This window comes from Cytobacillus sp. ABV4_503 (assembly GCF_056158445.1).
Window position 1 is genome coordinate 4,736,782 of the sequence record NZ_JBSWTH010000001.1, and the last position, 26,268, is coordinate 4,763,049.

A 26,268-nucleotide genomic window follows, 5' to 3' on the forward strand; every position below is an offset into this window, starting at 1 on the left:
AACGCCCTTTTATCTTAACTGAATCTCCTTCACCTTCTGTCTCTGTTCCTCCGGCCACCAGGCCCCACAGTCTTCAGAGACTACACAGGCAGCGCATTTCTCCAGGTCATAGACCTTCATCCCCGTAATTGGCGGTGAATAAAGGTGCAGTGTGACAAGGTTCTCCCTGCCTGCACTCTTCATTTTATGCACCCCTTTTTTGGGAGCAAAAAAGAAGGATCCTTTGGACTTTATCTCTGCAAAAAGCTCAAATGGGACGCCTTTCTTCACTTCAAAAACGGTGTTTTCCGAATCTCCATTTACTACTTGAATCCACCCCTTTGAATTACCATGATCATGAGGGGCGCATTCGAGATCCGACCAGTTCATGACGAGCAGCTCCACTTCATTATTTTGATATAGCAGCTTGCGGTAATAGGGTTTTCCATCTGCCGGCTGCAAGTGGGGAAGTAACTCCTCAAGTTTGATATCAAGTGATGCAAAAGCCTTTCTAAGTTCTTCTGCAGAAGGTGATTTCAATGAATTCAAACTCTTTTTAAACCGTTCCTTCAAGGCCACTAAACGACTCCCCCTTTATGTGGATTATCGTTTCCTCCATGAAAAATATTTCAGCTGACCATTCACCATGATCACTCCTATAATAATTATGATTCCGCCCATTATGCTTATGAAGGAAATTTTTTCACGAAGCAATAGAATGGCCGCAATAAAGGTAAACAGCGGCTCCATATAGATAAACATTGATACTTTGGAAGCTTCCAAAACCTCAAGTGCCCTGGACCAGTACCAGTAGCCAACCCCTGACACAAATATGCCCAGAAACAATATATGAACCCATTCAGAATCGGATAAAAGATGAAACTTCTCCCACCCTCTATCTCTCATTAAAAAGGGAATGGTCAACACACATCCAAGCAAACTCATATAAAAAGTGACCACAAGTGAAGGAAGCTTAATTTGCAGCTTCTTCACCAAAATCGAGTATATGGCCCAATTCAGTGTACTTAGGATCATGAGAAAATACCCTATATTTAAAGCAAATCCAAGCGTCTGGCCGCTTCTTGCTCCTGTTACCATGAGCACTCCGGAAATCGCAGTTATAATGCCCAGTGCCTTTAGGAATGTCAATTTTTCATGAAGGAAGATCATGGAGAGAAGCACGGTAAAAACAGGTGAAAAAGAAATGATCCACCCCGCAGATGAGGCGTCTATTGTCTTTAGAGATGTTACCTGGATGACCTGATGGATGAAAACGCCGAGTACACCGAGAACAATTAAATGGGGAATATATCTGAGCGGGATGTGGAGCGGATATTTTTTTAAGAGAAGCACAAGGAGCAGAAAAGCTGCCCCGATGGCAAACCGGAGAATGATTAATGTATAAGGGTCCAGCTTATCCAAAACAGCTTTGGTTGAAACAAAAGAGACTCCCCAAAAACTGATCGAAATGGTTGCGTAAAAAGAGGATGCCAATTGTGGCTTCATGGGCGAGCATGTCCTTTCCGGAAGGGTTTCTACCATGATATGCTCGTCCCGATGTAAAATGCGGAGTTTAGTTTGATTTACTTGCGGATTGTATGCCAAATTTATTATTTTTTTGCTGATTTTCCGGATTGGCTGACTAATTTTCTGAGGATTTGCCCGTTACTTTTTGGTTTGCTGCCTGGTTTTCCGATTTGTTTGCATTTTTCCTGATTTGTTTGCAGGTTTCCAAGGTTTGTTTGCATTTTTCCTGATTTGTTTGCTGGTTTCCAAGGTTTATTTGCTAAATTCAGGATTTATTTGTAAAGTTCACATTTAGACAAAAAGAATGCCCCCAAATAATGTGGACACCCTTTTCCAATCTATCTCAATATCCCCTGCAGCCAGGGCAGAACCACTTCATATGCTTTAAACCCGAGGTAAATGCCGACAATCCCCATTATGCCAGGCAAAGCTGGCGGAGCGGGAATCGGCAGCTTCATGAAAGCAAAGACAAATCCGACAAGAAATCCTGTAAGTATGGATAAAAGAACGATTTTCATGAGATCCTCCTATAGTGGCTTACTATGTTTTACCAGTTTAACTACACCCTTTAAACATATGCCTTTAGCTTCCCCTTTTTCGTCTAAAACATGAAAAAAGCCGGCACCAATAAGTGCCAGCCTTGCGTTTTACATTTTTTCCGGAGCAGATACACCGATTAATTTCAGAGCGTTTTTCAAAGTAGTCTGAACCGCTTTGATTAATGCCAGGCGGGCTTTGGTTCTTTCCGGATTTTCCGCATCCAGTACTTTTTCAGCATTATAGAAGCTGTGGAAAGTAGAAGCCAGTTCATAAATATAGTTCGTGATTCTGTGCGGCATGCGCTTTTGCGCAGCTTCGCCGACAGCCTGCGGGAATTCGCCGATTTTCTTCAGAACGTCGATTTCCTTTTCCGCCTGAATCAGGGAGTAATCTGCAGCTTCGGCAGACATGCCCTGCTCTTCACCCTGGCGCAGGATGCTGGAAATACGCGCGTGTGCGTACTGGGCATAGTAAACGGGGTTTTCGTTTGATTGTGATACAGCCAAATCAAGGTCAAAATCAAGATGCGTATCTGCGCTTCTCATCGCGAAGAAATAGCGTGTTGCATCCAGTCCTACTTCTTCCACAAGGTCACGCATCGTTACCGCTTTGCCGGTACGTTTGCTCATCTTCATTTTTTCGCCGTTTTTGTACAAGTGTACAAGCTGGATGATTTCGACTTCGAGCGCCTCACGGTCATAGCCAAGCGCCTGGATGGCTGCTTTCATGCGCGGGATGTAGCCATGGTGATCAGCGCCCCAAATGTTGATCAGCTTTTCAAAGCCTCTTTCAAGCTTGTCTTTATGGTAAGCGATATCTGGAGTCAGATATGTGTAAGAACCGTCATTTTTAATCAGAACACGGTCTTTATCATCACCGAAAGCAGTTGAGCGGAACCAGGTTGCACCCTCATCTTCGTAAATGTGGCCGTTATCCTTTAATGCCTGCAGGGCTGTGTCGATTTTGCCATTATGATAAAGGGATGTTTCAGAATACCATACATCAAATGGCACGCGGAAGTCTTCAAGATCCTGCTTCAGCTTCGCCATTTCATATTTCAGGCCGTATTCACGGAAAAAGTCAAAACGCTCTTTTTCATCCGCATTTACATACTTATCGCCGTACTCGTCAGCCAGCTTTTTGCCGATGCCGATGATGTCTTCGCCATGGTAGCCGTCAGCCGGCATTTCTTTTTCAAGGCCAAGAGCCTGGAAATACCGCGCTTCAACCGATAGAGCCAGATTGTTAATCTGGTTTCCGGCATCATTGATATAGTACTCACGGGAAACATCATAGCCGGCTTTATCTAAAATGTTGCATAAGGAGTCGCCGACAGCTGCGCCGCGGGCATGTCCAAGATGCAAGTCCCCTGTCGGGTTAGCTGAAACAAACTCCACCTGGATCTTCTGGCTGTTTCCAACCGTTGTTTCTCCGTACTGATCCCCTGCTTCCAGAACGGCCGGAATCAGGTCAGTTAAATAAGAATTATTCATGTAAAAATTGATAAAGCCAGGCCCGGCGATTTCAATTTTTTCAATGGAAGCCTTTGAGCTGTCAAAATGAGCGATAAGCTCCTCTGCAATCATTCTTGGCGCTTTTTTAGCCACACGCGCTAATTGCATCGCCATATTCGTGGAATAGTCTCCATGCGCCTTTTCCTTCGGGATTTCCAGAATTACATCCGGAATCTGCTCTTTCGCTGCCAAGCCAGCCTTAACAACCGCATCCTTAATTTCCTGCTTTAATTTGCCTTGCACCTGCTCAACTATGTTCATTGTTCTCCTCCTCAAACGTAATCGCCAAATGGTATGTACCTGCCTGGGATCCCTGCATTTTCAAATCGTATAAAATATCAATCGAACCTTCGCCGGATTCTTCATCATATTGATGGACCATCCGCTTGGTCACTGTGCCCATCTCAAACACTCCGTATGGCGTCTCGTAGCTGCCGCGGAGCTTTTTATTCATTCTGAAAGGGAGCCTCATTTTCACGGCGCCGCTTCGTAAAATCAGTCCGTCTGCATCGGACATTTTTATGATCGTCTTTACTGTTCCCTCTTCCATCATTTCATCATACTGAAGGAACCGGGCAGAATCTTTTCTATAGTATCGGCCAAAAGCAGTCAATTCAAAAGTCTCTTTGCTGCCTCCGCTGCGAATATCTGTCTTCACATTAATCTTCACAGGCATTTGTTCCGCTGAGCGACTGGACAACGGCAACACATCCTTTTCATCATATATAACTATATAAGTATAAATACTTGATGGGGAAAGTGCAAGGAGCGGGTGGCAGGCACCGCCCGAATTTTATCAAATAAAAAAACGGAGACCGAGGTCCCCGTTTATCGCAGTCTACCGGGCAGCAGGCCCCCATTCAAGACTCAGAAGAATGAATGGGGGCCTACTGCCCGTAAAGGCACGATTGGATCAACTAACAATCAGTTGGGGATAAAAAACTCCCCAACTGATTAAAGTTTCACTTTTATTTTTTATTCACCCATCCAAGAATCATTTCCCGGATCAGTTTGCTGGCTGTATTGGCCGTTTGTTCAGATGGATCATAGATGGGCGCAACCTCTACAAGGTCAGCTCCAACGACTTTAACATCTGAATAGGCAATTTCATGAATAGAAGCAAGAAGCTCTCTTGATGTGATGCCGCCTGCGTCGACTGTGCCTGTTCCCGGCGCGTGGGCAGGGTCAAGAACATCAATATCAATTGTTACATAGACCGGACGTCCTGCAAGCTTAGGAAGAATATCTTTCAATGGCTTGTGCACTTCGAATTTTGAAATGTGCATGCCGACTTCTTTCGCCCACTGGAATTCTTCTTTCATGCCAGAACGGATGCCAAAAGAATAGACATTGCCAGGCCCAATTAAATCAGCTACCTTGCGGATTGGCGTTGAATGGGATAATGGCTCCCCTTCATAATCCACACGAAGATCCGTATGGGCGTCCATATGGATAATCGCTAAATCCGGATATTTTTTGTACATTGCTTTGATCACAGGCCAGGAAACCAAATGTTCTCCGCCCATGCCAAGCGGGAATTTATCCTCCGCCAGAAGCTGATCGATAAACTCCTCAATCATATCGATGCTTTTTTGGGGATTTCCGAATGGCAGCGGAATATCGCCGGCATCATAATATTTTACCTCTTCAAGCTCACGGTCCAGGTATGGGCTGTACTCTTCAAGCCCGATGGAAACTTCCCTGATGCGGCCAGGGCCGAAACGGGAGCCTGGACGATAGCTGACCGTCCAATCCATCGGCATTCCATAAATGACCGCTTCACTTTCCTCATAACTAGGATGGCTTTTAATAAACACATTGCCTGAATAGGCTTCATCAAAACGCACCAAGGTCATCCCTCACTTTTTATGTATTCAAGAAGGCTGCTTTAGAAAGCAGCCTGTCCATTACTTCACTAAGTCTGCAACAAATTTAGGCAATACAAATGCCGCTTTATGCAATTCCTTCGTATAGTATTTTGTTTCGATTTCATGGAAGCGATCTTCGCTTACTTCTAATGGATCGTATTTTTTAGATCCGATTGTAAATGCCCACATTCCGCTTGGGTAAGTAGGGATATTCGCAGTGTAGAGACGAGTGATTGGGAAAATTTCTTTCACATCGCGCTGTACGTTGCGGATAAGGTCCGCTTTGAACCAAGGGTTGTCAGACTGGGCCACAAAGATGCCGTCTTCTTTTAAGGCTTTAGAGATTCCAGCATAGAAGCCTTTTGTGAATAGATTTACCGCAGGTCCAACCGGCTCAGTTGAGTCCACCATGATTACGTCATATTCATTTTCGCTTTCGGCAATGTGCATGAAGCCATCGCCCACCTGCACATCAACGCGAGGGTCATCGAGCTTGCCTGCAATCTCAGGAAGGAATTTTTTTGAGTACTCAATAACCTTTCCGTCGATATCCACCAGAGTCGCCTTTTTCACGCTTGGGTGCTTAAGGACTTCACGGATAACACCGCCGTCACCGCCGCCAACAACAAGAACGTTTTCAGGGTTTGGATGCGTGAACAAAGGAATGTGCGCAACCATCTCATGGTAAACAAACTCATCCTTGACTGAAGTCATAACCATGTCGTCAAGAAGAAGCATATTGCCCCACTCTTCTGTTTCCACCATATCAAGCTTCTGGAATTCTGTCTGTTCTGTATGTAAAGTACGCTTTACCTTCATCGTAATGCCAAAGTTCTCCGTTTGTTTCTCTGTAAACCAAAGTCCCATTCTTTAATCATTCCTTCCATAAAAAAATGAATTATCACTAAAGAGCAGCAAAAAGCATTTTCATCTTTTATACTTCCCTAACATGCAAATAACAAACACAGAAAAAGTATAGATGAATCTAGCAAAATTGCAAGAAAAATTTCGCTAATTAGTAGAGAAAGATGTTTAAAATCCTCCTGTTTTTTCAATACTGAATACATAGAGCACTTATTAGGAAATTATTTGGATAATTCGCTGCATTTATCGGTCAGCTTTTAATTTTATCGGTCACTTTGGAGTCTTTATCGGTCAGACTTCTAGTTTATCGGTCAGTTTGGACAGTTTATCGGTCAGTTTTTTATCTTTTCGGTCACTTGGCACTGCATTAACTTTTCACTATAAAAAAGTTTGAAACAGATAAATAGGGGGTGCTTGATATGGAATTAATGACAGATCAGCGTTTTCGGAAAACGATGAAATATTTGCGTGCGGTTCTCATTATTAGCTTAATAGGAATGGCTATAGCCGCAGTGATGATCGGAGGCATTCTCGTATATGCCAAAATCTTAGGGCCTCCGCCGCTTGCCGTTCCGCAATCAACTTTATTTTTCTCGGATGATGGCACGGTTATCGGAGAAAGCCACAACGGCCAAAAACGCTATTGGGCCCCACTTGATGACATCAGCCCGCATTTGATTGATGCGACGGTCTCGATAGAGGATAAGAATTTTTTCGAGCACAATGGATTTGATTATAAAAGAATCGCAGGTGCCGCCATCGCTGATATAAAGGCAATGGCCAAAGTTCAGGGCGCCAGCACCATCAGCCAGCAGTATGCCCGCAACCTGTTCCTTGAACATGAAAAAACCTGGAAGCGGAAATTGCTTGAGGCTTTTTATACCATTAGGCTGGAGATGAATTATACGAAAAAGGAAATCCTCGAAGGCTATTTAAATACGATTTATTACGGCAATGGAGCTTACGGCGCGCAGGCAGCAAGCCAGTTCTATTTCGGGAAGGATGCAAGTGAGCTGTCATTGGCTGAGGCTTCGATTTTATCCGGCATCCCTAAGGGTCCTGGCATCTACTCGCCATTTGCATCAGCAGAAAAAGCAGATCAGCGTCAGAAAGTGATTCTGCAGACGATGGTGAAGAACGGGCTTGTCAGCCAAAAAGAAGCTGATCTCGCGGCGGCGGAAGAGCTTGAGCTGGTTGGTGAGCACATGCATCCACGATCGAAAACAGCCCCGTATTTTCAGGACGCTGTCCGCAATGCCCTTAAAAAACAGCTGAAGCTGGATGACCGCACAATTGAACTGGGCGGATTGAAGGTTTATACCACTTTGAATCTGAAGGAACAGGAAATCGCGGAAGAAACAATAAATAAGCTTATTTCAAAAGACTCGGAGATTCAGGTCGGAGTTGTGGCCATGAATCCGAAAAACGGGTATGTGAAAGCAATGGTTGGCGGACGTGATTATGAGGAAAGTCCATTTAACCGGGCAGTCCAGGCAGTCAGGCAGCCCGGATCGACGATAAAGCCGCTTCTCTATTACGCGGCATTGGAGCAGGGCTTCACCCCCTCCACTCCAATCCGGAGCGAGCAGACGACTTTTCGGTTTGAAGACGGTACGCCGGACTATACACCGCATAACTTCAACAGCAAGTATGCGGATGACGAAATCACAATGGCCCAGGCCCTTGCTCTATCTGACAATGTCTATGCGGTGAAGACTCATTTATTTTTAGGAGAAGAGACGCTTGTCAATACAGCCAAGAAATTTGGCATTACCTCTAAAATGGCGAAGGTACCGTCCCTTGCACTCGGCACATCCGGTATGAGAGTCATTGAGCTTGCGAACGCCTACAGCATGTTCGCCAATGGAGGGAAAAAGGTCTCGCCGGTACTGATTAAGCGTGTGGAGAACCATAAAGGCGAAGTTATCTACGAGCAGGAGCCATTTCAGATGAAGGTTCTGAAGCCTGACCTTGCTTTCGTTATGACCCATATGATGACAGGTATTTTTGACCGGAAGCTGAACGGCTATGCCCAGGTAACGGGAAGCACAGTCATCAACGACATGACACGCCCGTACGCCGGCAAGTCCGGTTCAACAGAAACAGACAGCTGGATGGCCGGCTTTACACCACAGCTGGTCACTGCGGTATGGACCGGCTATGACAAAGGCCAGGTCATTACAAAAACAGTTGACAAAACGTATGCCAAAAATATTTGGATCCGGTTTATGGAGGAAGCCCATAAAGGAAAGCCGGCCAAGGAATTCAAAGCGCCCAAAGATACAGTCGGCGTCTACATTGATCCAGCCAACGGGAAAATTGCCGGGGAAAACTGCCCGGTCAAGCGCCTAACCTATTTCGCAGAAGGCACAGAACCTGCGGAATACTGTACAGACCATTTGAGCCATAAAGATGAGAAGAAAATCGAGGAGCCTGAAAAGAAGCCCGAGACACCTTGGTATAAGAAACTGTTTCGGTGGGCTTCGTAATGGTGACAGGCACCTATACCACTAATAAAAATGGTATAGGTGCCTGTCTTTTTACATTGAAAAACCCCGGGGTCCGAATCCCGGGGTTTTTCGTGTCCTAGTGCTATATTGTGCCTTCACACTGTTAAATAGTTTACTTTTTTTATTGGAATTGTACAAGTAGTTAGAAAATCACGTCAAAAAAATGTCACAATTTCGTCACAAAATTAGACTTTTTTTCTAAATGGCTTGTAAATCTGTTTTTAGCCGTTCCGCCGATCTTTCCCACATGCCTGCGTCATGATTTTTCAGGAAATCTGCCAGCACTTTTTTGGATTTCTCATCCATATGATCTACAATGATGTGTCTTTTAATCGATTTATCCATGCGGTTCACATGCTCTGGCAGCGATTTGTAGCCCCGGCGGATTTCTCTGTCGACTGTCATCTCACATGCTGTAACACCTGCATAATAAGCGCCGCCCTCTTTGCGGTCTATGGTGACCCAAATTAGCCAGTACGGCTTCCCATTTGGCACTTCCTCTTTGCTTTTCAAAAACTTGATGCCTTTTTCAACAGGACTGCGAGCATGCATGGCGCCCACTTCAATTGACGCCTCCCCGGCATCCACATCAATAATAACCGGTGTTACATTATCAAGGCTCAGAGTCCCGACCCCAAATCCGCCATGTCCTTCAGTCGGGTCGCTCTTGATTATATTAAAATCAACCTTCTTTTTCTTTTTTTCTTCCATTTCAAGTCCTCCTAAGCAAATATTAGGCTCTTATTATTATGTCATAAATATTTCATAGAAAAAATCATTTAGGCCGCTCGCCAGCACTGGCAAAACGGTGTTAAAAATTGGCTGGATGGTGTATTGATCCAGCGGTGTAATGACAAGAATAAGGAAAATAACGGACCCATACGCCTCAAACTGAGTCATTTTCGGGCGAATATGGGCTGGTGCCAGATCCTCAATAATTCTGTAGCCATCAAGCGGCGGAAACGGCAGCAGGTTGAATACAAACAGCACTAAATTCAGCTGAATAAAGATATTAAGGAAATCTGCCACAAACGCTGGAAACGAAGCAGCGAGTCCTGTACCGGCTAGGGCATACCAGATAAAAAAGCCCAGGACAGCCATCACCAGATTGGATATCGGTCCCGCAATTGAGACAGATATCCCGGCAAGCTTCGGATTTTTGAAAAAGAAACGGTTGACCGGTACTGGCCTGGCCCATCCAAAACCGGCAATAAAAATCAGGATTGTTCCAATCGGATCCAGATGCTGCATGGGATTTAGAGTTAATCTGCCCTGATTTTTTGCTGTGGGATCTCCAAACTTATAAGCCACATAAGCATGGGCAAATTCATGGACCGTAAAGGCGATCATCAACGTTACCGCGACATAGGGAATCTCCCTGAGAGAAAATGCCAAAAATTGTTCCAAATGCCAAAACTCCCTCTCCTGCCGGCTGAAAAGCCAGGCTTTATTTATACATACTATGTAGGAAAAGCCGATGCTATTTACCTAAAAGTATACATGAACGCCTGAGCAAAGGGAATCAGACTTGCACATTGCGAGAAAAAGTGGAAAAATACAAGCATACATAGTGAGGAGGAAAAGAAAATGCCATACGTAACCGTTAAAATGCTTGAAGGACGCACTGAAGAACAGAAAAAAGCGCTCGCTGAAAGAGTAACAGCTGCAGTAAGCGAAACGACTGGGGCACCTGAAGATAAAATTGTCGTATTTATCGAAGAAATGTCCAAAAATCACTATGCTGTCGGTGGAAAACGCTTAAGCGATCAGTAAACTTTCTTATTAAGGGCAGTTTTCCATACGGAAACTGCTTTTTTTTATGGATTTTTCTCATCCAGACGCTTTTTATGTGCGGATAAATTTTTTTATGTGCGGATAGCACCATTTTACTTGCAGATAAAAAAAATTATGTGCGGATAGCTCCGATTTATGTGCGGAAGACTTCCTTTCAGAAATTCAGCAAAAAAGAAAAGCCAGGCGTTAATGCAGCCCGGCTTTTTCTCTTAAGCTTTCAATATATTGATATGCCTGTTCCACTTCTTCATCCGTGTATCGCTGTTTGCTTTTTAGGGTAAAGACTTTTTCTTTCACTTCTTCTTTTGGGAGGTCGTTAAAATAAAGGACCGTTGAGACGAGTTCAAGGAATCTTGCATTCTGGCCGTTCATATCATGCAGGCAGTCCTGGAGGCTGGGCATATCGACAGCGTTAATGTCCAAAAATTCCTTGCCGGTTTCAGTAAGTGTGTATCGATACTGATAGTAGCCGCCCTTTTTTTCCTTTACTTCGTTTAAGAATCCCATATTGCAGAGTTCTTCAACCCTTAATGTCAATTCTTCCGAATATGGTCCGTAAAAGTGAAATTGAAATCTTTCCTGAAAGGGAAATGCGATGTTTTTGGCGATATAAATCATTTTCTGCAGCTTTTTCCGTCCCACGATTTCATCAGAGACTGCAATGGCGTGCATTAGTTTGGCGTGATCCTTTAACAAAGCTCTTCATCTCCTACTCCGTTTTTTCCCGTATCTATAGAAAACCAATTATGTAGTCTTAATCGATTTCCAGCAGCGTTCTAATCTGTTTTTTAATGTTTGGCTTTTTGCTGTCGTCTGCAATAAAATCAGACGGATAGTACAGCTTATGATCAGTGCGTCGTTTCCCTGAAATGGCATCCACGATCTCCGATTCGCGGGAAAGCTCGCGGATATCCCCATTCTTCAGCAGCAAATGGATCGGCAGTCTTTCTTCTTCCTCGCCCGGACGGTAAAAATCATAAGGCAAATCAGATGAAGAATCGACGACCAGGTAATATTCCGGATCGATGCCTGCCTTTTTGAACAAAGCTGACAGCTCTGCCAGCTTCTTATACTCTTTCGCCGGGTCGAATTCCACATATTTATATAAATTCCGGTCCATAAATCGGCAGCAGAGATCTTTCAGTATTGGATCTTCTTCCTCCTGCCACATCTGAAAATAATAAAGAATAATAGCTTCATCGAGCTTTATATAATCTTCAAGAGTAATTTCACCATTGAATAAAGAATAAAAATGGATGGGATCATATTTAAACCTGTATTTCTGTTCATGCAAATCTTTCGCACGATGAAGGATTTTGGTCAGGATCACCTCGGCACTGCGTGTAACCGGGTGGAAATAAACCTGCCAATACATCTGGTACCGGCTCATAATGTAATCCTCAACAGCATGCATCCCGCTCTGCTTGATCACGACCTGGTCTTCCCGCGGCCTCATGACACGCAGGATCCGCTCCATGTCAAAGTGGCCATAGCTGACGCCGGTAAAATAAGCATCACGCTGCAGATAATCCATCCGGTCCGCATCAATCTGGCTGGAAATCAGGCTGACCACCAGCTTATTTTTAGAAGTTTTGGCAATCACATCTGCCACTTTTTGCGGAAAATCGGCACTTACCCTTGTGAGCACCTGATGAACCTCGGTATCGCCGAGAATGATCGCCCGAGTATAATGTTCATGATCAAGATCGAATACTTTTTCAAAGGAGTGTGAGAACGGGCCATGCCCCAAATCGTGGAGTAGTGCAGCGCATAAGGTCAGGATGCGGTCTTCGTCATCCCATTCCGGCCTGCCAAAAAAGACGTCATCGGAAATGCGCCGCACAATCTCGTAAACTCCGAGCGAGTGGTTAAAGCGGCTATGCTCAGCACCATGGAAGGTTAAATAAGTTGTTCCGAGCTGCTTTATTCTTCTAAGACGCTGAAACTCTTTGGTCCCGATTAAATCCCAGATCACTCTATCCCTGACGTGTATGTACCGATGAACGGGATCTTTAAATACTTTTTCCTCACTTAACTTTTCCGCTGAATATGCCATTCCGTACCCTCCGCTTTTCCTGTTTCCACACTTTCCGAACCTGTTGTTCCCAATTTCTGGCGTATACCTATTATATCCCGATTACGGTGTCAATTCATCATAAAATTCTCTGTTTTTCATGGCTCTTCGACAGAAACCGCGATACACCAATCATCTGCTCCAGAAATATTTTTCGACTTTTCTAAAAACAATTTTGCCTCCTAAGTCTATTTACCAATCAGAGCTCAATCATAAACTCAGGTAAAAAATAAAATCACCTCAGGACAGAAGTCAGGGTGATCTTTATTTTTTCAGCTTTTTATTAATTTTCTCCATCAATTCCTCTTCCGTCAGTGCGGCAAGGGGACGGTTATTGACGAAAGCAAATGTTTTTTTGCGGCCTGGCCCGCAATAGGACTGGCAGCCAACATCAATTTTTGCTTCAGGATCTATCTCTTTTAATCGAGGTATCAATGTCTTCAGATTTACAGCCTGACAATCGTCGCAAACACGAAATTCGTTTGCCATTTATTACAACCCTTTCTGCGGTCAATCTTTTATATTGTGCGCTCCCCGTTCCGGGAGCTTTATCCGCGCATTTCGCGCCTGGTCATCTTCTTCGTTAAAGCATGTCCGCTGCACGGCATTCCTATTCAGATTAAAAGGACTGCCCTGCCAACTGCTACAGGCTATTTTAAAACTTATCCAGCTCTATTGCAAGGTGTAATCATTAACTTGAGTGGTGAATCTTAGTAATCTCCACAAAACCGCCATACGTATCTAGCGAAAAATAAAATTTTAAAAAAATCTACTATCCTTTTAATCACCTTTGTATAAAATCTGCCAAGTATGTCCATCCTTTAACTAAGGCAACAGCAAAAAGAAATAATTTAGGGAGTTGAGGTTACATGAAAGTACGTCAGGACGCTTGGACAGATGAAAACGATTTATTGCTGGCAGAAACCGTTTTACGGCATGTGAGGGAAGGCAGCACTCAGTTAAACGCTTTTGAGGAAGTTGGAGACAAGCTGAACCGCACCTCTGCGGCATGCGGATTCCGCTGGAACGCTGTGGTAAGGCACCAGTATGAAAAAGCGCTTCAGTTAGCCAAGAAACAGCGCAAGCAGAGACAAAGAATGCTAGGAAAGGATCAGGGCGGCAAAAAGAAACTCTTATACTCTCCGCCAGTCCCAACTATGCAGGAGGTTGAAGCAGCGCCAATTCAGACAAATGCAATTGTACAGCCGTCACCGGCTGATTTTTACGAGGAGCGCACAGAGGATGAAGTGCACTCCCAAACAGAAACGGTCTCATCCTACACCTATTCAGAGCCGGTTTATACTCCGCCTGCACAGCTGGATATGGATACCGTTATCGCATACTTGCAAACATTGAATCATTCAGGCATTCAGCTTGATATACTAAAGAATGAGAATGAAAGATTGAAGCGCGAAAATGCAGATCTAAGAAGCCGGAATGAAGTGCTTGAGAGCAAAATCGGCGAATTGGAGCAGAATACGGTAACCATTCAGGAAGATTACGAGACACTGATGAAAATTATGAACAGAGCCCGCAATTTTGTTCTGTTTGATGAAGAAGAAAGGCCTGCATCCAAGTTTAAAATGGACCGCAACGGCAATTTGGAGAGAGTAGCGGAATAGAAAAGTGGTAGCGCCTTCCTCCCCAGGAGTTAAGACGCTGAAAATTCCAAAATAAAAAAGGTGTTCCCGGCAGCGGGAGCAGGAGAAAATGGCAGCAATTCCTTTCAAGGAGGGCCGCAGATCGATCATGACTGCGGCTCTTCTTTTATTTATTCGCTGCCAAGTACTTTCTCATTCCGTTCTATCACACGGCGATAATAGGCTTCAAATAGGCCCGCTTCCACATTTGTCAGCTGCCCTGCATAGAGGCGGCCCGCTTTCTTTTTCAATGATTGCAAAAAGCGGAGCATCACATCCTGAACCGTCAGCTCTGTCCCCAGCAATTCCGACAAGGATGCCATCACAGCCGGCTGAATTTCAGGGTACAGGAACTTCGTCTGTTCTTCTCTTTTAGCAAGAGAATAGAATTTGCCAATCAAATCTGCCCGCTCACTACCGCTGCCATCCACACACAGATAAATCTGAACTGCCACGCCATTGCGCAGCCGCCTTTGCGAAATGCCGGCAAACTTCTGTCCCCCGATACTTAGATCATAGCTTCCCGGGCAATAGGAGCCGACAATTTCACGCGCTTCTATTTCTATATGAAAATCGGAAAACATCTCCTGAATGAGCAGCCACATTGCATCATAGCCACGGTTTATATCAATCCCCTTTTCACTTTCGGGAAAAATCAGCGAAATATTAAGGACCCCTTGATCCAGGACAACGGCAAGGCCGCCGGAATTTCTAACGATCACTTCATATCCCTGGCTTTTTAGAAAATGGATTCCTTCACTCAGGAAAGGCAGCTTTGTATCCTGAATTCCAAGCACGATCGTATTATGGTGAACCCATGTCCTCGCGCTTGCAGGCGCTGCACCGGACCCGACAGAAGCACAAAGCGTATCATCCATCCCAAATGAATGCAGGGCATTTAAGTGGATTCCCGCAGCAGACTGGTCAATGACCCTCCATTCTTCCTGAATCAGCAAATCTTGTAGCGAATTCATCTTCATTTGATCCCCTTTTGCCGATATTTCCAGTAAATCGGCAGAATTTATCTATTTAGTATCCATTTAACGGCCAAAACTACAGCTTTATCGGCCAAAGGCCCATAACAGATACATTATAGCAAAAAAGCCAGTCGCAAGGGACCGGCTTCTAAGCTGCTGTATTATTGATGCAATGCTTGAGCAGCAGTAATTAAAGCAAGCTTGTATACGTCTTCCTCGTTGCAGCCGCGGGACAGGTCATTAACCGGACGGTTCAAGCCTTGAAGGATTGGTCCCACTGCTTCGAAGTTTCCTAGGCGCTGGGCGATTTTGTAGCCGATGTTTCCGGCTTCCAGGCTAGGGAAAACAAATACATTTGCATCTCCCTGGATTGGTGAATCGGGAGCTTTTTTCTCAGCTACAGATGGAACGAATGCCGCATCAAACTGGAATTCCCCATCGATGATCAATAGCGGATCGCGAACTTTAGCCGCTTCAAGTGCCGCCGAAACTTTTTCCGTTTCAGGAGACTTGGCAGAGCCCTTTGTTGAGAAGCTCAGCATGGCCACACGCGGTTCGATATCGAACATTCTGGCTGTCTTCGCGCTTTCAATAGCGATTTCTGCCAGGTCCTGGCTGTCAGGCGAGATGTTGATGGCACAATCGGCAAAAACATATTTCTCATCGTCACGGACCATGATGAATACACCGGATGTTTTGCGCACGCCTTCTTTTGTTTTAATGATTTGAAGAGCCGGGCGCACTGTGTCAGCTGTTGAATGGGCTGCACCGCTCACAAGGCCGTCTGCTTTATTTGCGTAGACCAGCATGGTTCCAAAATAGTTTTCATCCAAAAGGATCCTGCGCGCATCTTCTTCTGTCGCTTTGCCTTTGCGTCTTTCAACAAATGAAGCCACAAGCTCATCCATCATTAAAAAGTTATTTGGGTCATAAATTTCTGCTGAATCCAGGCTGATATCCATGTCCTTTGCTTTCGCTTCAATTTCTGCAATGTTTCCAACAAGGATCGGAGTAACGATTTTTTCTGCAGCCAATCTGCCCGCAGCCGCTAAAATGCGCTCATCCTGTCCTTCTGGAAAAACGATTCTTAAATTCTGCCCTGTTACTTTTTCTTTCAATACTGTGAATAAATCACTCATGCTAATTCCTCCCACGGCGATAATTTTTCCGTTCAGTTTAATAGAAATTCTCCTATATACTCCCTTAGAATACTCTTCATCCTAATAATTTCAAGGAGTTCACATGCTGTTAGCGTTTACAACTAAAAAGTTTTTGTTTTCGGTAAATTTCCAATAATAAATATCCTTCTGATAGCCCATCTTCATACCTTTTTTAAGATATCCATAATGTCCGCTTTGTAAACGGGATTTTGCGGTGACAGGCACCTATACCAGTTCGGCAAATTGGTATAGGTGCCTGTCACCCTGCCTGAATTCCAACATTTCAAGTTTTGTACACATGTTAATTGGAGAAACTATGTTATAGTAATGATGAGAATTTTAGTACATATTAGGAGTGATTATAATGAGTGAAGCAGCAGTAACGCTTGATGGCTGGTATTGTTTACATGACTTCCGCACAGTTGACTGGACAACTTGGAAAATGGCTCCCAGCGAAGAGCGTCAGGCAGCGATCCACGAATTTATGGCCCTAGTGGACAAGTGGAATACAACACAAAGCGGGAAAAACGGCAGCCATGCCCTTTATACAATTGTCGGCCAAAAAGCTGATTTTATGATGATGATCTTAAGGCCTACAATGGAAGAGTTAAATGAAATTGAAAACGAATTCAACAAAACCAAATTAGCTGAATTCACGATTCCGGCTCATTCATATGTTTCTGTTGTCGAGCTGAGCAACTACCTGCCGGCAGGAGAAGATCCATACCAGAATCCGCAGATCCTGGCTCGCCTTTACCCTGAGCTTCCAAAAGCGAAGCATGTCTGCTTCTATCCAATGGACAAGCGCCGCCAGGGCAATGACAACTGGTACATGCTGCCGATGGAAGACCGCCGCAATATGATGCGCAGCCATGGCATGATCGGTCGCCAGTATGCAGGAAAGGTAAAGCAGATCATCACAGGTTCAGTCGGTTTCGATGATTACGAATGGGGCGTTACCCTCTTCTCTGATGATGTTCTTCAATTTAAAAAGCTTGTTTATGAAATGCGCTTCGATGAAGTCAGTGCCCGCTACGGCGAATTCGGCTCTTTCTTCGTCGGAAACATCCTTGAAGAGGATAAAGTTGAAAAGTTCCTTCACGTTTAATCACCAAAACTCCCACTCTGCTGGGAGTTTTTCTTTTTTCACAGGTCATAAATAAACATGCCCCTTCATAGTAATGAAATAGTGAGTTTCTATTTTAAAATTCAACCCGCAGGACTTTCGACAGTCCATGGCAAAAATGCGGATAGAAATGGCTATTATAATTATTAGGAGGGAAAACATTGAGTCAATCAAATTATGGTCAATACCCTTTTTATGGTTACCAGCAGCAGCGTTACACGGACGGCACTCAAATGCCGCAAAACTTCCAGAGCCAGCCGCAGTTTCAGCCTGCTCAAACAGGCGGAACAGTTCCGGGTGCTAGCTCGGGCGGAATGTTTCCAGGTGCAGGTACAGGCGCCGGCGGCATGGGTGCACCTGCAGCTGCTCCTTCTATTCCAGGCATGCTCCCGCTTGAACAATCCTACATCGAAAATATTCTTCGCCTGAACAGAGGAAAACTCGCGACTGTTTATGCAACATTCGAAAACAATACGGAATGGAACGCTAAAATATTCAAAGGCATCATTGAAGCGGCCGGACGGGATCACTTAATTCTTAGCGACCCTCAAACAGGCCAACGTATCCTCCTTCCAATGATCTACTTAGACTATGTAACGTTTGATGAAGAAATAGAATATGAATATCCGTTTGGCGGAGGGCAAGGGATGTCGCAGTACTCTCCTAGATAATGAAAATGGAGCTTTGACACCCCGTCAAAGCTCCATTTCTATTATAGATATTTTACCGCCGCAATGATCAAGAGCACCCAAGCCGCAAGGAATGAGACTCCGCCAAGCGGGGTGATGGCACCCAGCACACTGATTTTTGTTAATGTTAAAACATATAAGCTTCCTGAGAAAAGGATTATGCCGATCAGCATCAGCCAGCCTGACCAGGATAATAAAGATGTCGCCGGCAATTTGCCAAGCAGGATGCCAATAATCAAAATGCCTGTTGCGTGGAACATCTGGTAGGTTACACCTGTTTTCCATATCTCCAAATACTTCGGCTCCACTTTTCCCTCAAGCCCATGCGCCCCGAACGCACCTAATGCAACTGCTAAAAAAGCATTAATGGCTCCAATTATAATAAATAGCTTCATAGTCCCCTGCACCTCTTATCGTTTTATTAAAAATCGAATAATGAATCGCCGTTTGCCTCATCATCCATCTGCATTCTCTTTGTCTGCATCCCTGCTGTCTGAGCCGGTGGCGGTGTATTGTATGTATGGCTAATAGAAGAGGCAGCAGACACACTTCCGGTATCCGACTCTTCCAAAACAAGCTCGCATAATGACTTGATCGCCTGCACTCTTTCTCTTATTCTGGCGTCTGAAGAGCTGCTTTTCGCTTCCAGCAATTCCTTTTCCATCTTCCCTAAAAGCTTCTGAACAGAGATATTCATTCTCTACACCTCTTTCTGTAAGAAAAGCACAAGTGCCTTGTGCCCGCAGCGACCCTCAGGGATCAGGCTGCTTCCGCTGTACATTCCCGAAGTTCAAAAAAATGCTGCATTCTTTTTATAAAAAATGGCCTATGTTACCGGTCATATAAAGTTTATCAGTTTTTCTTTTCAAAACGCAAACAAAGGATGACCGGATGCCCGAAAAACTTCGAGAGAGGTCATCTGTCTGGTTTTAAGAAAAGCGGAAGCGCCTTGTCCACCCCTGACCCTCGAGGGGGTAGGCGCTGGAGCTAGACAGTTTAAACTGAAAAGCCCTGCATCCTTTTGGGTGGTTCCGGTCCCATGTAACATAGAAATATTTGCATTTAAAACAATCGATTTTCTGTGAACTCATTTATCTTTCCCTTCTCGAACAGAGCATATTTCGAGCACTTCTCTTATTCTCTTACACGAAACGGTATGTTTCACGTGAAACATGACGAATAGAATCAGAGATCATGAATCTTCCAGTCAATGGGCTCGTCCCCAAGCTCTTGTAATATCTCATTCGTCCTTGAAAATGGACTGCTGCCAAAGAACCCTTTCCTTGCCGAAAATGGACTTGGATGCGGCGATTTTATTATATAGTGTTTAGAAGCATCAACCAGAACTTCTTTTTCCTGAGCCGGTTTTCCCCATAAAATAAACACAACGGGCTTTTCCCTTTCATTCAGTTTTTGTATGACTGTGTCGGTGAAAATTTCCCACCCTTTCCCCTTATGCGAGTGCGCCTGCCCTTTCCGGACGGTCAGAACGGTATTTAAGAGCAGCACTCCTTCTTGAGCCCATTTTAATAGATAGCCATTGTTTGGCACCTCGAAGCCCAGGTCATCCTGCATTTCCTTGAATATATTTTTCAGTGATGGTGGCAGCTTTACATCAGGCTGAACCGAAAAGCTTAATCCATGTGCCTGCCCGGGCCCATGATAAGGATCCTGCCCCAATATCACTGCCTTTACGTCTTTATGAGCTGTATATTGGAGAGCATTGAAAATATCCTCCTGCCTCGGATAAATGGTTTGCTCCTCATATTCTCTTTTTAAAAATTCACGAAGATGGAGATAATAGGGTTTCTCGAATTCCTCTGCCAAAATCTCCTGCCAGTCATTTCTTAAGACTCGCTTCATCTGCCAACACTCCCTCCTCTTATTTGAAAAGTCTATATGTACTCTTACTACCCATTGGTTATCATGGCATAATCTTTCATTTTTTGCATACATGTTTAAAAAATTTCAGAACGGATATGTATTAAATATAACGGCAGGACAGGCTGCCATTTAAATAAATCTGCAAATCTTTTAAGGAGGATGTTATATATGTATAAAGTTGAAGTTGTTGAAAATGGTGTACAGGCTACTGATACGATTGGACTGCTGCAAAGCCAGGGATTCAATAAGGAGAACATCTATATTTTCGCACATGACAAGGATCGTTCCGAGCACCTTTCTGACGCTACGGATACAGGTGAAGTAGGCATGAAAGAGCAGGGTTTATTCGATTCTGTCGGCAACGTATTCAAAAAGCGCGGAGATGAGCTTCGTTCAAAGTTTGAATCTGTTGGTTTAACGACAGTAGAAGCAGAACAATATGAAAAAGTTTTGGACGAAGGCAAGTTAGTTATTGTTGGTACAGACGAAGTGAAATAACTTGAAAAACGGAGGCGCCTTGCCCATCCCCGACACATCGAGGGGGTAGGCGCTGGAGCTAGACAGTATGAAAAAGCGATGAAGATTCTTCATCGCTTTTTTTGTGCCCTTAAAACATCAAGACCCATAACCCAATAAGCAATACAGGGTAAAGCACATACCACCAGACTCTGGTTACATTAACTTTTGACAGGATGAAAAAAACCAGTTCAGGCAGCACAATCAGACCTGCCTGAAGCCAGATGAACGTGCTGAAATGCTCCGGCGCTGTAATGCCGGCACCTGTCGCCCAGTCTCCACTATTGAATAAAAAGTAGAAAAAGTTCAGGAATGGGAGAATGATAGCGAAAAGAATCCGGCTTATATGCACGATTAAATCTGAAGGACGCTTTGTTTTATACATAGGGGTAACCGGAATGATAAAGCTGTAAAGGATCAAAACCAGCCCTATAAAATTGACCAGCAGCTGGTCAAACAAATACCCGAAAAAATACATGAATGTAATCATTGTTAACCTCTTCTGTCTTTTTGTCTTTATTTTACAAAAAAGGAAGGGGCATATATATAATGAAAAAGCACTAGTTTTCTAACCCATAATCCGCTGATAAATGGACTTCGCCTGAGCTAAATCCTTTGTGCCATGAATAAGGGCGCGTCCGTCTTTAAAGAGGACAAGGCGCTGCTCCTTCATTTCGACGGAAAGCAAATACGGATTGCCCTTCACCTGGAAGCCAAGTGCTTTCAGCTGCCGTGCGATTTCAGCGAATTCGATTTCCTGCTCCTTTGGCGGACGGATCTGAACAGTATCCCTTCCGCAGAGAACAGTGGATTTCATCATGTTTTCCGGCTGCAGATAAGGATACGTTCTTTCTGTTCCGCAAGATAAGCAGCCCTCATCTTTCGCTCTTGACACCTTCATGCTTGTGTATTGGTTTCGCCATAAATCAAAGCTGACCATAGCGGTACGCACGGCTTCCCAGTCCTCAGCCAGAATTTTCAGCGCTTCAGCTGCCTGATGGGCGACGACCATTTGCACAGCTGGGGCAATAATTCCTCCTGTATCACAGGTCATCCCCTGGATCGGAATCTTTTTCAATAAGCAATTCATGCATGGCGTTTTCCCGGGAATGATGGTCATGCTCATGCCAAAGCTGCCGACACAGGCTCCATAAATCCATGGAATATTAAATTTTTGAGAGATATCATTAATGGCCATCCTGGTTTCAAAGTTATCAGTCGAATCCAGAATCAGGTCCACCCCTTCCGCAAGCTCTTCCAGCTTTTCCGGAGTAGCGTCGCCAATAATTGAGCGGATTTCGACCTCACTATTAATCTGTTTTAGCCGTTTTTCTGCTGCTGCCGCTTTGGGCATTTTTTCTAAGGCGTCGCTTTCGGCAAAAAGCTGCTGGCGCTGCAGGTTGCTTTCCTCGACATAATCCCGGTCAATGATTGTCAGTTTGCCGGCACCTGAACGCGCCATTAATTCCGCATTTCCCGAGCCGAGAGCGCCGGCACCGACAATCACCACATGCTTGGAGCGGATTTTATCCTGACCCTCTTTTCCAATAGGCGGAAACAAAGTCTGGCGTGAATACCTTTCAGACAATGCGGCCCCTCCTCTCTTGAAGCTGCCATCATCCTCCGCTGACTGGAGGAATAAAGGCGATTGTATCTCCGTTCTGAATGACTTCATCATCTGAAGCAAATTCTTCATTCACAGCTGCCATGACTGAATCAAGCTTCAGCTCGTAATTTTCCTCAAGCATCTGTTTCAGCTCAGAGATTGTTTTGCCGCCGACATCCTTTGTCACAGACTCTTCTCCAACACGGTCCCGCAAATGGGCAAAAAACATAATTTTATTCATGTAAATCCTCCGCCTCCGGTTTTCCTTTTGGGTATGCCACTGTTTCCAGCTGGTTTCCGATCCATTCTTCGCCATCTTCCCAGTGTTCCTTTTTCCAGATCGGCACAATTTCTTTAATTCTTTCAATTGCATAGCGGTTTGCTTCATAAGCATCCGCACGGTGTGGAGTGGAAACTGCAATGACCACCGCTACATCGGTGATATCCAGTTTGCCTGTCCGGTGGGTAATTGCTACCTCTGCCCCATTCCAGCGCTCCTTTATCTCGTTTCCGATCTGCTCCAGTTTTTTCGCAGCCATTGATTCATACGCTTCATATATTAAGTAAAGTGTTTTTTTGCCATGTGTCAGCTCACGGACTGTTCCGATAAAGGTCGTAATCGCTCCCGCTTCCCGCTGCACCACTTTATCGATCACACTTTGGATATCGATCGGGTCTTTAGAAATCTCAAATTTCATGGAATCACCTCGTTTTATTTGATTTTGACATAGACAGAGCTGGAATGGAAATGAATGTATCCTTATTTTGAGGCATCTTCAGCCATTTTCAGTGCCAGCTGGTATTCCTCAGGACGGTTCATGTTAAAAAAATGAGCATTCTTATATAAAAATCCCATCTCTTTAAGCTGATCCTCCTTCAAGATTGCAGCATCTATATCCTGCAGGAATTGGCGGATCCGCAGCTTATTTTCCCCCAATGCCCGTTCTGCTGCATCTTTTGCATCCTTTCGGTATGCTGCAAAAAGCGGGTGAAGCTGCCCTTCAATTTCAGGTACGGATGCCTGATGCTGATTCAGCTGTTCAAGCAGAAGCCTGGCAAGCTCCCCGGATATGAATGGCATATCGCATGCCACAATTAAATTGTTTTGTGTCCCGGATTCAGACAGGCCGGCATGAATTCCTGCAAGAGGCCCCTTCTCTTTCCAGCGGTCGCTCACAAGGGGAAGGCCAAGAAACCGATAATCCTCCTGTTTATTGGCTACGATGATGATATGGGGCAATATAGATGACAGCTGATCGGCGATTCGTTCAATAACCCTTTTGCCGCCAATTTTCAGAAGGGCTTTATTCTCCCCCATCCGGCTTGAATGCCCTCCTGCCAAAATGATGCCTGTACTGCTCATTTTCCTCACCGTCTTTCGATGTAGCATATCGTTATCTATTTATTTTATCATCAATTCCGGCTTGTTTCTTTTATGAAGGCCTCTGGAGGTGGCAAAATTGTGACGTTGAGCAAATCAGAAATTCCATTATGTGTGGATAGACAAAGTTTATGTGCGGATAAATTTTTTTTACGTGCGAATAAGCTCGATTTATGTGCGCATAGCTATTTTTATGTGCGTTCAGGTAATATCGCGCTGTATTTTTGCCTGAAGGAGCGGTTAACTTAATGCTATCTGCAGTCCGTTATAGTTTTTACCCTTTTCAATTATTGTTATAATTAGAAAAAGATATCCAGCAGCATTTCAAGGAGGAATTAAGCATATGACAATGAAAAAAGTTATGACCATTGCAGGTTCGGATACGAGCGGCGGCGCCGGCATCCAGGCTGATCTTAAGACATTCCAGGAGCTTGGCGTTTACGGGATGACTGCGCTGACTACAATTGTGACGATGGATCCGAAAAATAACTGGAGCCACAACGTTTTCCCGATTTCTACAGACATTTTGGAAACACAGATTGAAACGATTATTTCTACAGGAATCGATGCAATGAAAACAGGCATGCTGGGTTCTGAAGAAGTGATTAAAATTGCGGCAAAGACCATTAAAGAAAACAGCCTGGATCATGTTGTTATCGATCCTGTCATGGTATGCAAGGGTGAGGATGAGCCGATTCATCCTGAATTGAATGAAGCATTAAGAGATTTACTTGTACCGCTTGCAACAGTAGTAACACCAAATTTATTTGAAGCATGGCAGCTGGCTAAAACAGGTCCGATCAAGACTGTGGAGGACATGAAGGAAGCAGCTGTTAAAATTCATGAACTTGGTGCGAAGTATGTATTAATCAAGGGCGGAAGCAAGCTGCAGCATGAAAAAGCCGTTGACCTTCTATATGATGGACAAGAGTTCACTCTTTATGAAAGCGAATGCGTTGAAACGACTTACACTCATGGCGCAGGCTGCACCTACTCCTCTGCGATCACAGCAGAAATCGCGAAAGGCAAGCCTGTCAAAGAAGCGGTTCAGACTGCGAAGGAATTCATTACGGCTGCTATCAACCATGGCTTCAAATTAAATGAGTATGTTGGCCCTACGATGCCTGGCGCGTACCGCAAATTTGGTGCAGGCCGTCTGGAGTCAGAATAAGCATGATGGAACAGAGTCCGAATGGGGCTCTGTTTTTTTGAAATTGGCGGTTTCGCGTATAAAACGGGGATTTAGCGGATATATTGATTTTCCCGCGGATAATATAAATTTTTCGCCGTTATATCTATTTGGCAGTCTTCATTGAGATTACTTTTTCGCTTTTCATTTCTTTTTTTAGTAAGATAAAAATATAAATGCCGTCTCAGACGAAGATATGAAGATAACACGGAAGGGGGACTATAGAGTGGAACCAGCAGTGATAGAACATGTGCAAAAAGAGATCGACCGCCTTGCCAATAAAGAGGTCTTTATTCATCTGGAAACAACGAATGGGGCGTATGCTTCCCATTTTGATGAAAGCTTCTTTTCTTCAGGCGCCTATATCCGCAATGCCAAATTGGTATATGAGCATGGAAAAATCACCGGAAAAGGCCCTTACCGGGTTGGATTGAAAATGAATTTTGGCTGGGTGTATGCTGAAGGAATTACCCACTTTGAAGTCGATGAACAAGACAGGCTCCTTTTAGCCGGCCACGATTTCAGCGGCAAGCTTGCAGTCGCCCTGCAAATTAGTGAAACACCTTTTGAATAAACAGGGCTCAGAGGACATCAAATGGAAAGGAGCACGACCATGATGGAAAAGGAAAGACATGTACTCGTCATCTTCCCACATCCGGACGATGAAGCATTTGGCGTTTCAGGAACGATTTCCTTACATAACGATAACGGCACACCTGTCACCTACGCATGCCTGACGCTCGGAGAAATGGGGCGCAATATGGGTAATCCCCCTTTTGCCACCAGGGAAACTCTGCCGAAAATCCGCAAAGAAGAGCTGGAGGAAGCAGCCAGGGTTCTGGGCATCCAGGACTTAAGAATGCTGGGGTACCGGGATAAAACCGTGGAGTTTGAGGATGAAGAAAAGCTCGCGAACAGACTCGGAGTCATCATTGGTGAGACCAACCCTTCCCTCATCATCACGTTCTATCCGGGATACGCTGTGCACCCGGATCATGACGCAACAGGCGCTGCTGTGATCCGTGCCGTAAAAGAGCTGCCTGCTGACAAGCGTCCGAACGTTCACTGTGTCGCATTCGCCAATAACTGCGAGGAAGAAATCGGCCAGGCTGATGTTGTCAATGACGTCAGTGCGGTTGCAGACAGGAAAGTTGCAGCCATCAAGGCGCATGCCTCACAGACACAGCTGATGGCAGCGAATATGGAAGAAAGCATTAAAAAGCAAGAGCCTGAAGTATTGGCCAGAATGTATAAAGAGCGTTTTTGGACCTATAAATTCTAAATATAGAATACGCCGCCTCTGCTGTCAGAGCGGCTTTTTTTATGTTTGTTTTTTCTGAATATTAACTACTTTCTGCCCATGAGCTTTCCCTATGATGATGTTAGAATTTACTTAAGTTTCTGCAAGCGGTTTCATATACTTTTTAGTG

General features: G+C 44.5%; 31 protein-coding genes. 9 read left to right on the plus strand and 22 right to left on the minus strand.

Going from position 1 to position 26,268, the window contains the following annotated elements:
* Positions 1 to 9 precede the first annotated feature (9 nt).
* The 7 genes from ACXAD1_RS23600 to speE form a co-directional block, all read right to left on the minus strand.
* Complete coding sequence (locus ACXAD1_RS23600) at positions 10 to 558, minus strand: cysteine dioxygenase (RefSeq protein WP_474911192.1); 549 nt, start codon at positions 556 to 558, stop codon at positions 10 to 12.
* A 24-nt stretch (positions 559 to 582) separates the two neighbouring features.
* Entirely contained in the window at positions 583 to 1,485 is a 903-nt protein-coding gene (locus tag ACXAD1_RS23605) for a DMT family transporter (RefSeq protein WP_474911193.1), read from the minus strand.
* A gap of 359 nt (positions 1,486 to 1,844) precedes the next feature.
* A complete protein-coding gene (locus ACXAD1_RS23610) occupies positions 1,845 to 2,024 on the minus strand; it encodes a XapX domain-containing protein (protein ID WP_009332314.1) in 180 nt (59 codons plus the stop codon).
* Between the two features lie 129 nt (positions 2,025 to 2,153).
* Positions 2,154 to 3,821, minus strand: coding sequence for an arginine--tRNA ligase (argS, locus tag ACXAD1_RS23615; protein WP_206840817.1), 1,668 nt, complete (start codon positions 3,819 to 3,821; stop codon positions 2,154 to 2,156).
* Positions 3,808 to 4,260 (minus strand): YwiB family protein, encoded by a 453-nt coding sequence (locus tag ACXAD1_RS23620; RefSeq protein WP_206840819.1) that lies wholly within the window; start codon positions 4,258 to 4,260, stop codon positions 3,808 to 3,810. Before ACXAD1_RS23620 ends, argS begins: the two co-directional genes overlap by 14 nt.
* Positions 4,261 to 4,528: 268 nt before the next feature.
* Positions 4,529 to 5,407, minus strand: a complete 879-nt coding sequence (gene speB, locus ACXAD1_RS23625) for an agmatinase (RefSeq protein WP_474911353.1) — start codon at positions 5,405 to 5,407, stop codon at positions 4,529 to 4,531.
* 60 nt (positions 5,408 to 5,467) lie between these two features.
* A complete protein-coding gene (gene speE / locus ACXAD1_RS23630; protein ID WP_206840823.1) occupies positions 5,468 to 6,295 on the minus strand; it encodes a spermidine synthase in 828 nt (275 codons plus the stop codon).
* Between the two features lie 416 nt (positions 6,296 to 6,711).
* Here speE and ACXAD1_RS23635 point away from each other — a divergent pair, with 416 nt between their 5' ends.
* Complete coding sequence (locus ACXAD1_RS23635) at positions 6,712 to 8,781, plus strand: transglycosylase domain-containing protein (protein ID WP_474911194.1); 2,070 nt, start codon at positions 6,712 to 6,714, stop codon at positions 8,779 to 8,781.
* 219 nt (positions 8,782 to 9,000) lie between these two features.
* On the opposite strand, the gene ACXAD1_RS23640 is transcribed toward ACXAD1_RS23635, so the two are convergent.
* Together ACXAD1_RS23640 and ACXAD1_RS23645 are read right to left on the minus strand one after the other, a co-directional pair.
* Entirely contained in the window at positions 9,001 to 9,513 is a 513-nt protein-coding gene (locus tag ACXAD1_RS23640; RefSeq protein WP_206840826.1) for a YwhD family protein, read from the minus strand.
* A gap of 36 nt (positions 9,514 to 9,549) precedes the next feature.
* Complete coding sequence (locus ACXAD1_RS23645) at positions 9,550 to 10,209, minus strand: site-2 protease family protein (protein ID WP_019380571.1); 660 nt, start codon at positions 10,207 to 10,209, stop codon at positions 9,550 to 9,552.
* Positions 10,210 to 10,389: 180 nt separating this feature from the next.
* Here ACXAD1_RS23645 and ACXAD1_RS23650 point away from each other — a divergent pair, with 180 nt between their 5' ends.
* Complete coding sequence (locus ACXAD1_RS23650; protein ID WP_206840828.1) at positions 10,390 to 10,575, plus strand: 2-hydroxymuconate tautomerase; 186 nt, start codon at positions 10,390 to 10,392, stop codon at positions 10,573 to 10,575.
* A 207-nt stretch (positions 10,576 to 10,782) separates the two neighbouring features.
* Here ACXAD1_RS23650 and ACXAD1_RS23655 read toward each other — a convergent pair whose 3' ends face one another.
* The 3 genes from ACXAD1_RS23655 to ACXAD1_RS23665 all read right to left on the minus strand — a co-directional run bounded on the left by ACXAD1_RS23655 (position 10,783) and on the right by ACXAD1_RS23665 (position 13,159).
* Positions 10,783 to 11,292, minus strand: a complete 510-nt coding sequence (locus ACXAD1_RS23655; protein ID WP_474911195.1) for a YwgA family protein — start codon at positions 11,290 to 11,292, stop codon at positions 10,783 to 10,785.
* Between the two features lie 58 nt (positions 11,293 to 11,350).
* Complete coding sequence (locus ACXAD1_RS23660; RefSeq protein WP_370224421.1) at positions 11,351 to 12,652, minus strand: HD domain-containing protein; 1,302 nt, start codon at positions 12,650 to 12,652, stop codon at positions 11,351 to 11,353.
* A 282-nt stretch (positions 12,653 to 12,934) separates the two neighbouring features.
* Entirely contained in the window at positions 12,935 to 13,159 is a 225-nt protein-coding gene (locus ACXAD1_RS23665) for a YuzB family protein (protein WP_009332328.1), read from the minus strand.
* 380 nt (positions 13,160 to 13,539) lie between these two features.
* On the opposite strand from ACXAD1_RS23665, the gene ACXAD1_RS23670 reads away from it, so the two are divergent.
* Complete coding sequence (locus ACXAD1_RS23670) at positions 13,540 to 14,292, plus strand: RsfA family transcriptional regulator (RefSeq protein ID WP_474911196.1); 753 nt, start codon at positions 13,540 to 13,542, stop codon at positions 14,290 to 14,292.
* Positions 14,293 to 14,441: 149 nt separating this feature from the next.
* Here the strand turns inward: ACXAD1_RS23670 and lipL are convergent, their stop codons facing one another.
* Entirely contained in the window at positions 14,442 to 15,284 is an 843-nt protein-coding gene (gene lipL / locus ACXAD1_RS23675; RefSeq protein WP_206840837.1) for an octanoyl-[GcvH]:protein N-octanoyltransferase, read from the minus strand.
* Positions 15,285 to 15,448: 164 nt separating this feature from the next.
* Positions 15,449 to 16,426: a phosphate acetyltransferase gene (gene pta / locus ACXAD1_RS23680; protein WP_206840838.1), complete on the minus strand. Its 978-nt coding sequence runs from the start codon at positions 16,424 to 16,426 to the stop codon at positions 15,449 to 15,451.
* Between the two features lie 385 nt (positions 16,427 to 16,811).
* On the opposite strand from pta, the gene hemQ reads away from it, so the two are divergent.
* Together hemQ and gerQ are read left to right on the plus strand one after the other, a co-directional pair.
* Positions 16,812 to 17,555, plus strand: a complete 744-nt coding sequence (gene hemQ / locus ACXAD1_RS23685) for a hydrogen peroxide-dependent heme synthase (RefSeq protein ID WP_009332332.1) — start codon at positions 16,812 to 16,814, stop codon at positions 17,553 to 17,555.
* A 179-nt stretch (positions 17,556 to 17,734) separates the two neighbouring features.
* The gene (gerQ, locus tag ACXAD1_RS23690) at positions 17,735 to 18,244 is read left to right on the plus strand and encodes a spore coat protein GerQ (protein ID WP_206840840.1); all 510 of its coding nucleotides are present in this window, start codon (positions 17,735 to 17,737) and stop codon (positions 18,242 to 18,244) included.
* Positions 18,245 to 18,285: 41 nt separating this feature from the next.
* On the opposite strand, the gene ACXAD1_RS23695 is transcribed toward gerQ, so the two are convergent.
* The 3 genes from ACXAD1_RS23695 to ACXAD1_RS23705 all read right to left on the minus strand — a co-directional run bounded on the left by ACXAD1_RS23695 (position 18,286) and on the right by ACXAD1_RS23705 (position 20,125).
* Positions 18,286 to 18,657, minus strand: coding sequence for a DUF423 domain-containing protein (locus tag ACXAD1_RS23695; RefSeq protein WP_474911197.1), 372 nt, complete (start codon positions 18,655 to 18,657; stop codon positions 18,286 to 18,288).
* Positions 18,658 to 18,683: 26 nt separating this feature from the next.
* On the minus strand, positions 18,684 to 18,959 hold the full coding sequence (locus ACXAD1_RS23700; protein ID WP_474911198.1) for a YwdI family protein: 276 nt from the start codon (positions 18,957 to 18,959) through the stop codon (positions 18,684 to 18,686).
* Between the two features lie 488 nt (positions 18,960 to 19,447).
* Positions 19,448 to 20,125 (minus strand): uracil-DNA glycosylase, encoded by a 678-nt coding sequence (locus ACXAD1_RS23705; protein WP_474911199.1) that lies wholly within the window; start codon positions 20,123 to 20,125, stop codon positions 19,448 to 19,450.
* A gap of 189 nt (positions 20,126 to 20,314) precedes the next feature.
* On the opposite strand from ACXAD1_RS23705, the gene ACXAD1_RS23710 reads away from it, so the two are divergent.
* A complete protein-coding gene (locus tag ACXAD1_RS23710) occupies positions 20,315 to 20,644 on the plus strand; it encodes a YflT domain-containing protein (RefSeq protein ID WP_206840847.1) in 330 nt (109 codons plus the stop codon).
* A gap of 109 nt (positions 20,645 to 20,753) precedes the next feature.
* Here ACXAD1_RS23710 and ACXAD1_RS23715 read toward each other — a convergent pair whose 3' ends face one another.
* The 5 genes from ACXAD1_RS23715 to mobA form a co-directional block, all read right to left on the minus strand.
* Complete coding sequence (locus ACXAD1_RS23715) at positions 20,754 to 21,152, minus strand: hypothetical protein (protein WP_370224415.1); 399 nt, start codon at positions 21,150 to 21,152, stop codon at positions 20,754 to 20,756.
* A 78-nt stretch (positions 21,153 to 21,230) separates the two neighbouring features.
* Positions 21,231 to 22,250: a thiazole biosynthesis adenylyltransferase ThiF gene (locus ACXAD1_RS23720; protein WP_370224414.1), complete on the minus strand. Its 1,020-nt coding sequence runs from the start codon at positions 22,248 to 22,250 to the stop codon at positions 21,231 to 21,233.
* Between the two features lie 28 nt (positions 22,251 to 22,278).
* Entirely contained in the window at positions 22,279 to 22,509 is a 231-nt protein-coding gene (moaD, locus tag ACXAD1_RS23725; protein WP_370224413.1) for a molybdopterin converting factor subunit 1, read from the minus strand.
* A complete protein-coding gene (locus ACXAD1_RS23730; protein WP_370224412.1) occupies positions 22,502 to 22,966 on the minus strand; it encodes a molybdenum cofactor biosynthesis protein MoaE in 465 nt (154 codons plus the stop codon). The genes moaD and ACXAD1_RS23730 overlap by 8 nt, the downstream gene beginning before the upstream one ends.
* 62 nt (positions 22,967 to 23,028) lie before the next feature.
* Positions 23,029 to 23,631: a molybdenum cofactor guanylyltransferase gene (mobA, locus tag ACXAD1_RS23735; protein WP_370224410.1), complete on the minus strand. Its 603-nt coding sequence runs from the start codon at positions 23,629 to 23,631 to the stop codon at positions 23,029 to 23,031.
* A 361-nt stretch (positions 23,632 to 23,992) separates the two neighbouring features.
* On the opposite strand from mobA, the gene pdxK reads away from it, so the two are divergent.
* The 3 genes from pdxK (at position 23,993) to bshB2 (ending at position 26,120) form a co-directional block, all read left to right on the plus strand.
* The gene (gene pdxK / locus ACXAD1_RS23740; protein WP_474911200.1) at positions 23,993 to 24,820 is read left to right on the plus strand and encodes a pyridoxine/pyridoxal/pyridoxamine kinase; all 828 of its coding nucleotides are present in this window, start codon (positions 23,993 to 23,995) and stop codon (positions 24,818 to 24,820) included.
* 244 nt (positions 24,821 to 25,064) lie between these two features.
* Positions 25,065 to 25,412 carry a YojF family protein gene (locus ACXAD1_RS23745; protein WP_370224408.1) on the plus strand — a complete coding sequence of 116 codons (348 nt, stop codon included), beginning with the start codon at positions 25,065 to 25,067 and terminating at the stop codon, positions 25,410 to 25,412.
* A 42-nt stretch (positions 25,413 to 25,454) separates the two neighbouring features.
* Positions 25,455 to 26,120 carry a bacillithiol biosynthesis deacetylase BshB2 gene (gene bshB2, locus ACXAD1_RS23750; RefSeq protein WP_474911354.1) on the plus strand — a complete coding sequence of 222 codons (666 nt, stop codon included), beginning with the start codon at positions 25,455 to 25,457 and terminating at the stop codon, positions 26,118 to 26,120.
* Positions 26,121 to 26,268: the final 148 nt, after the last annotated feature.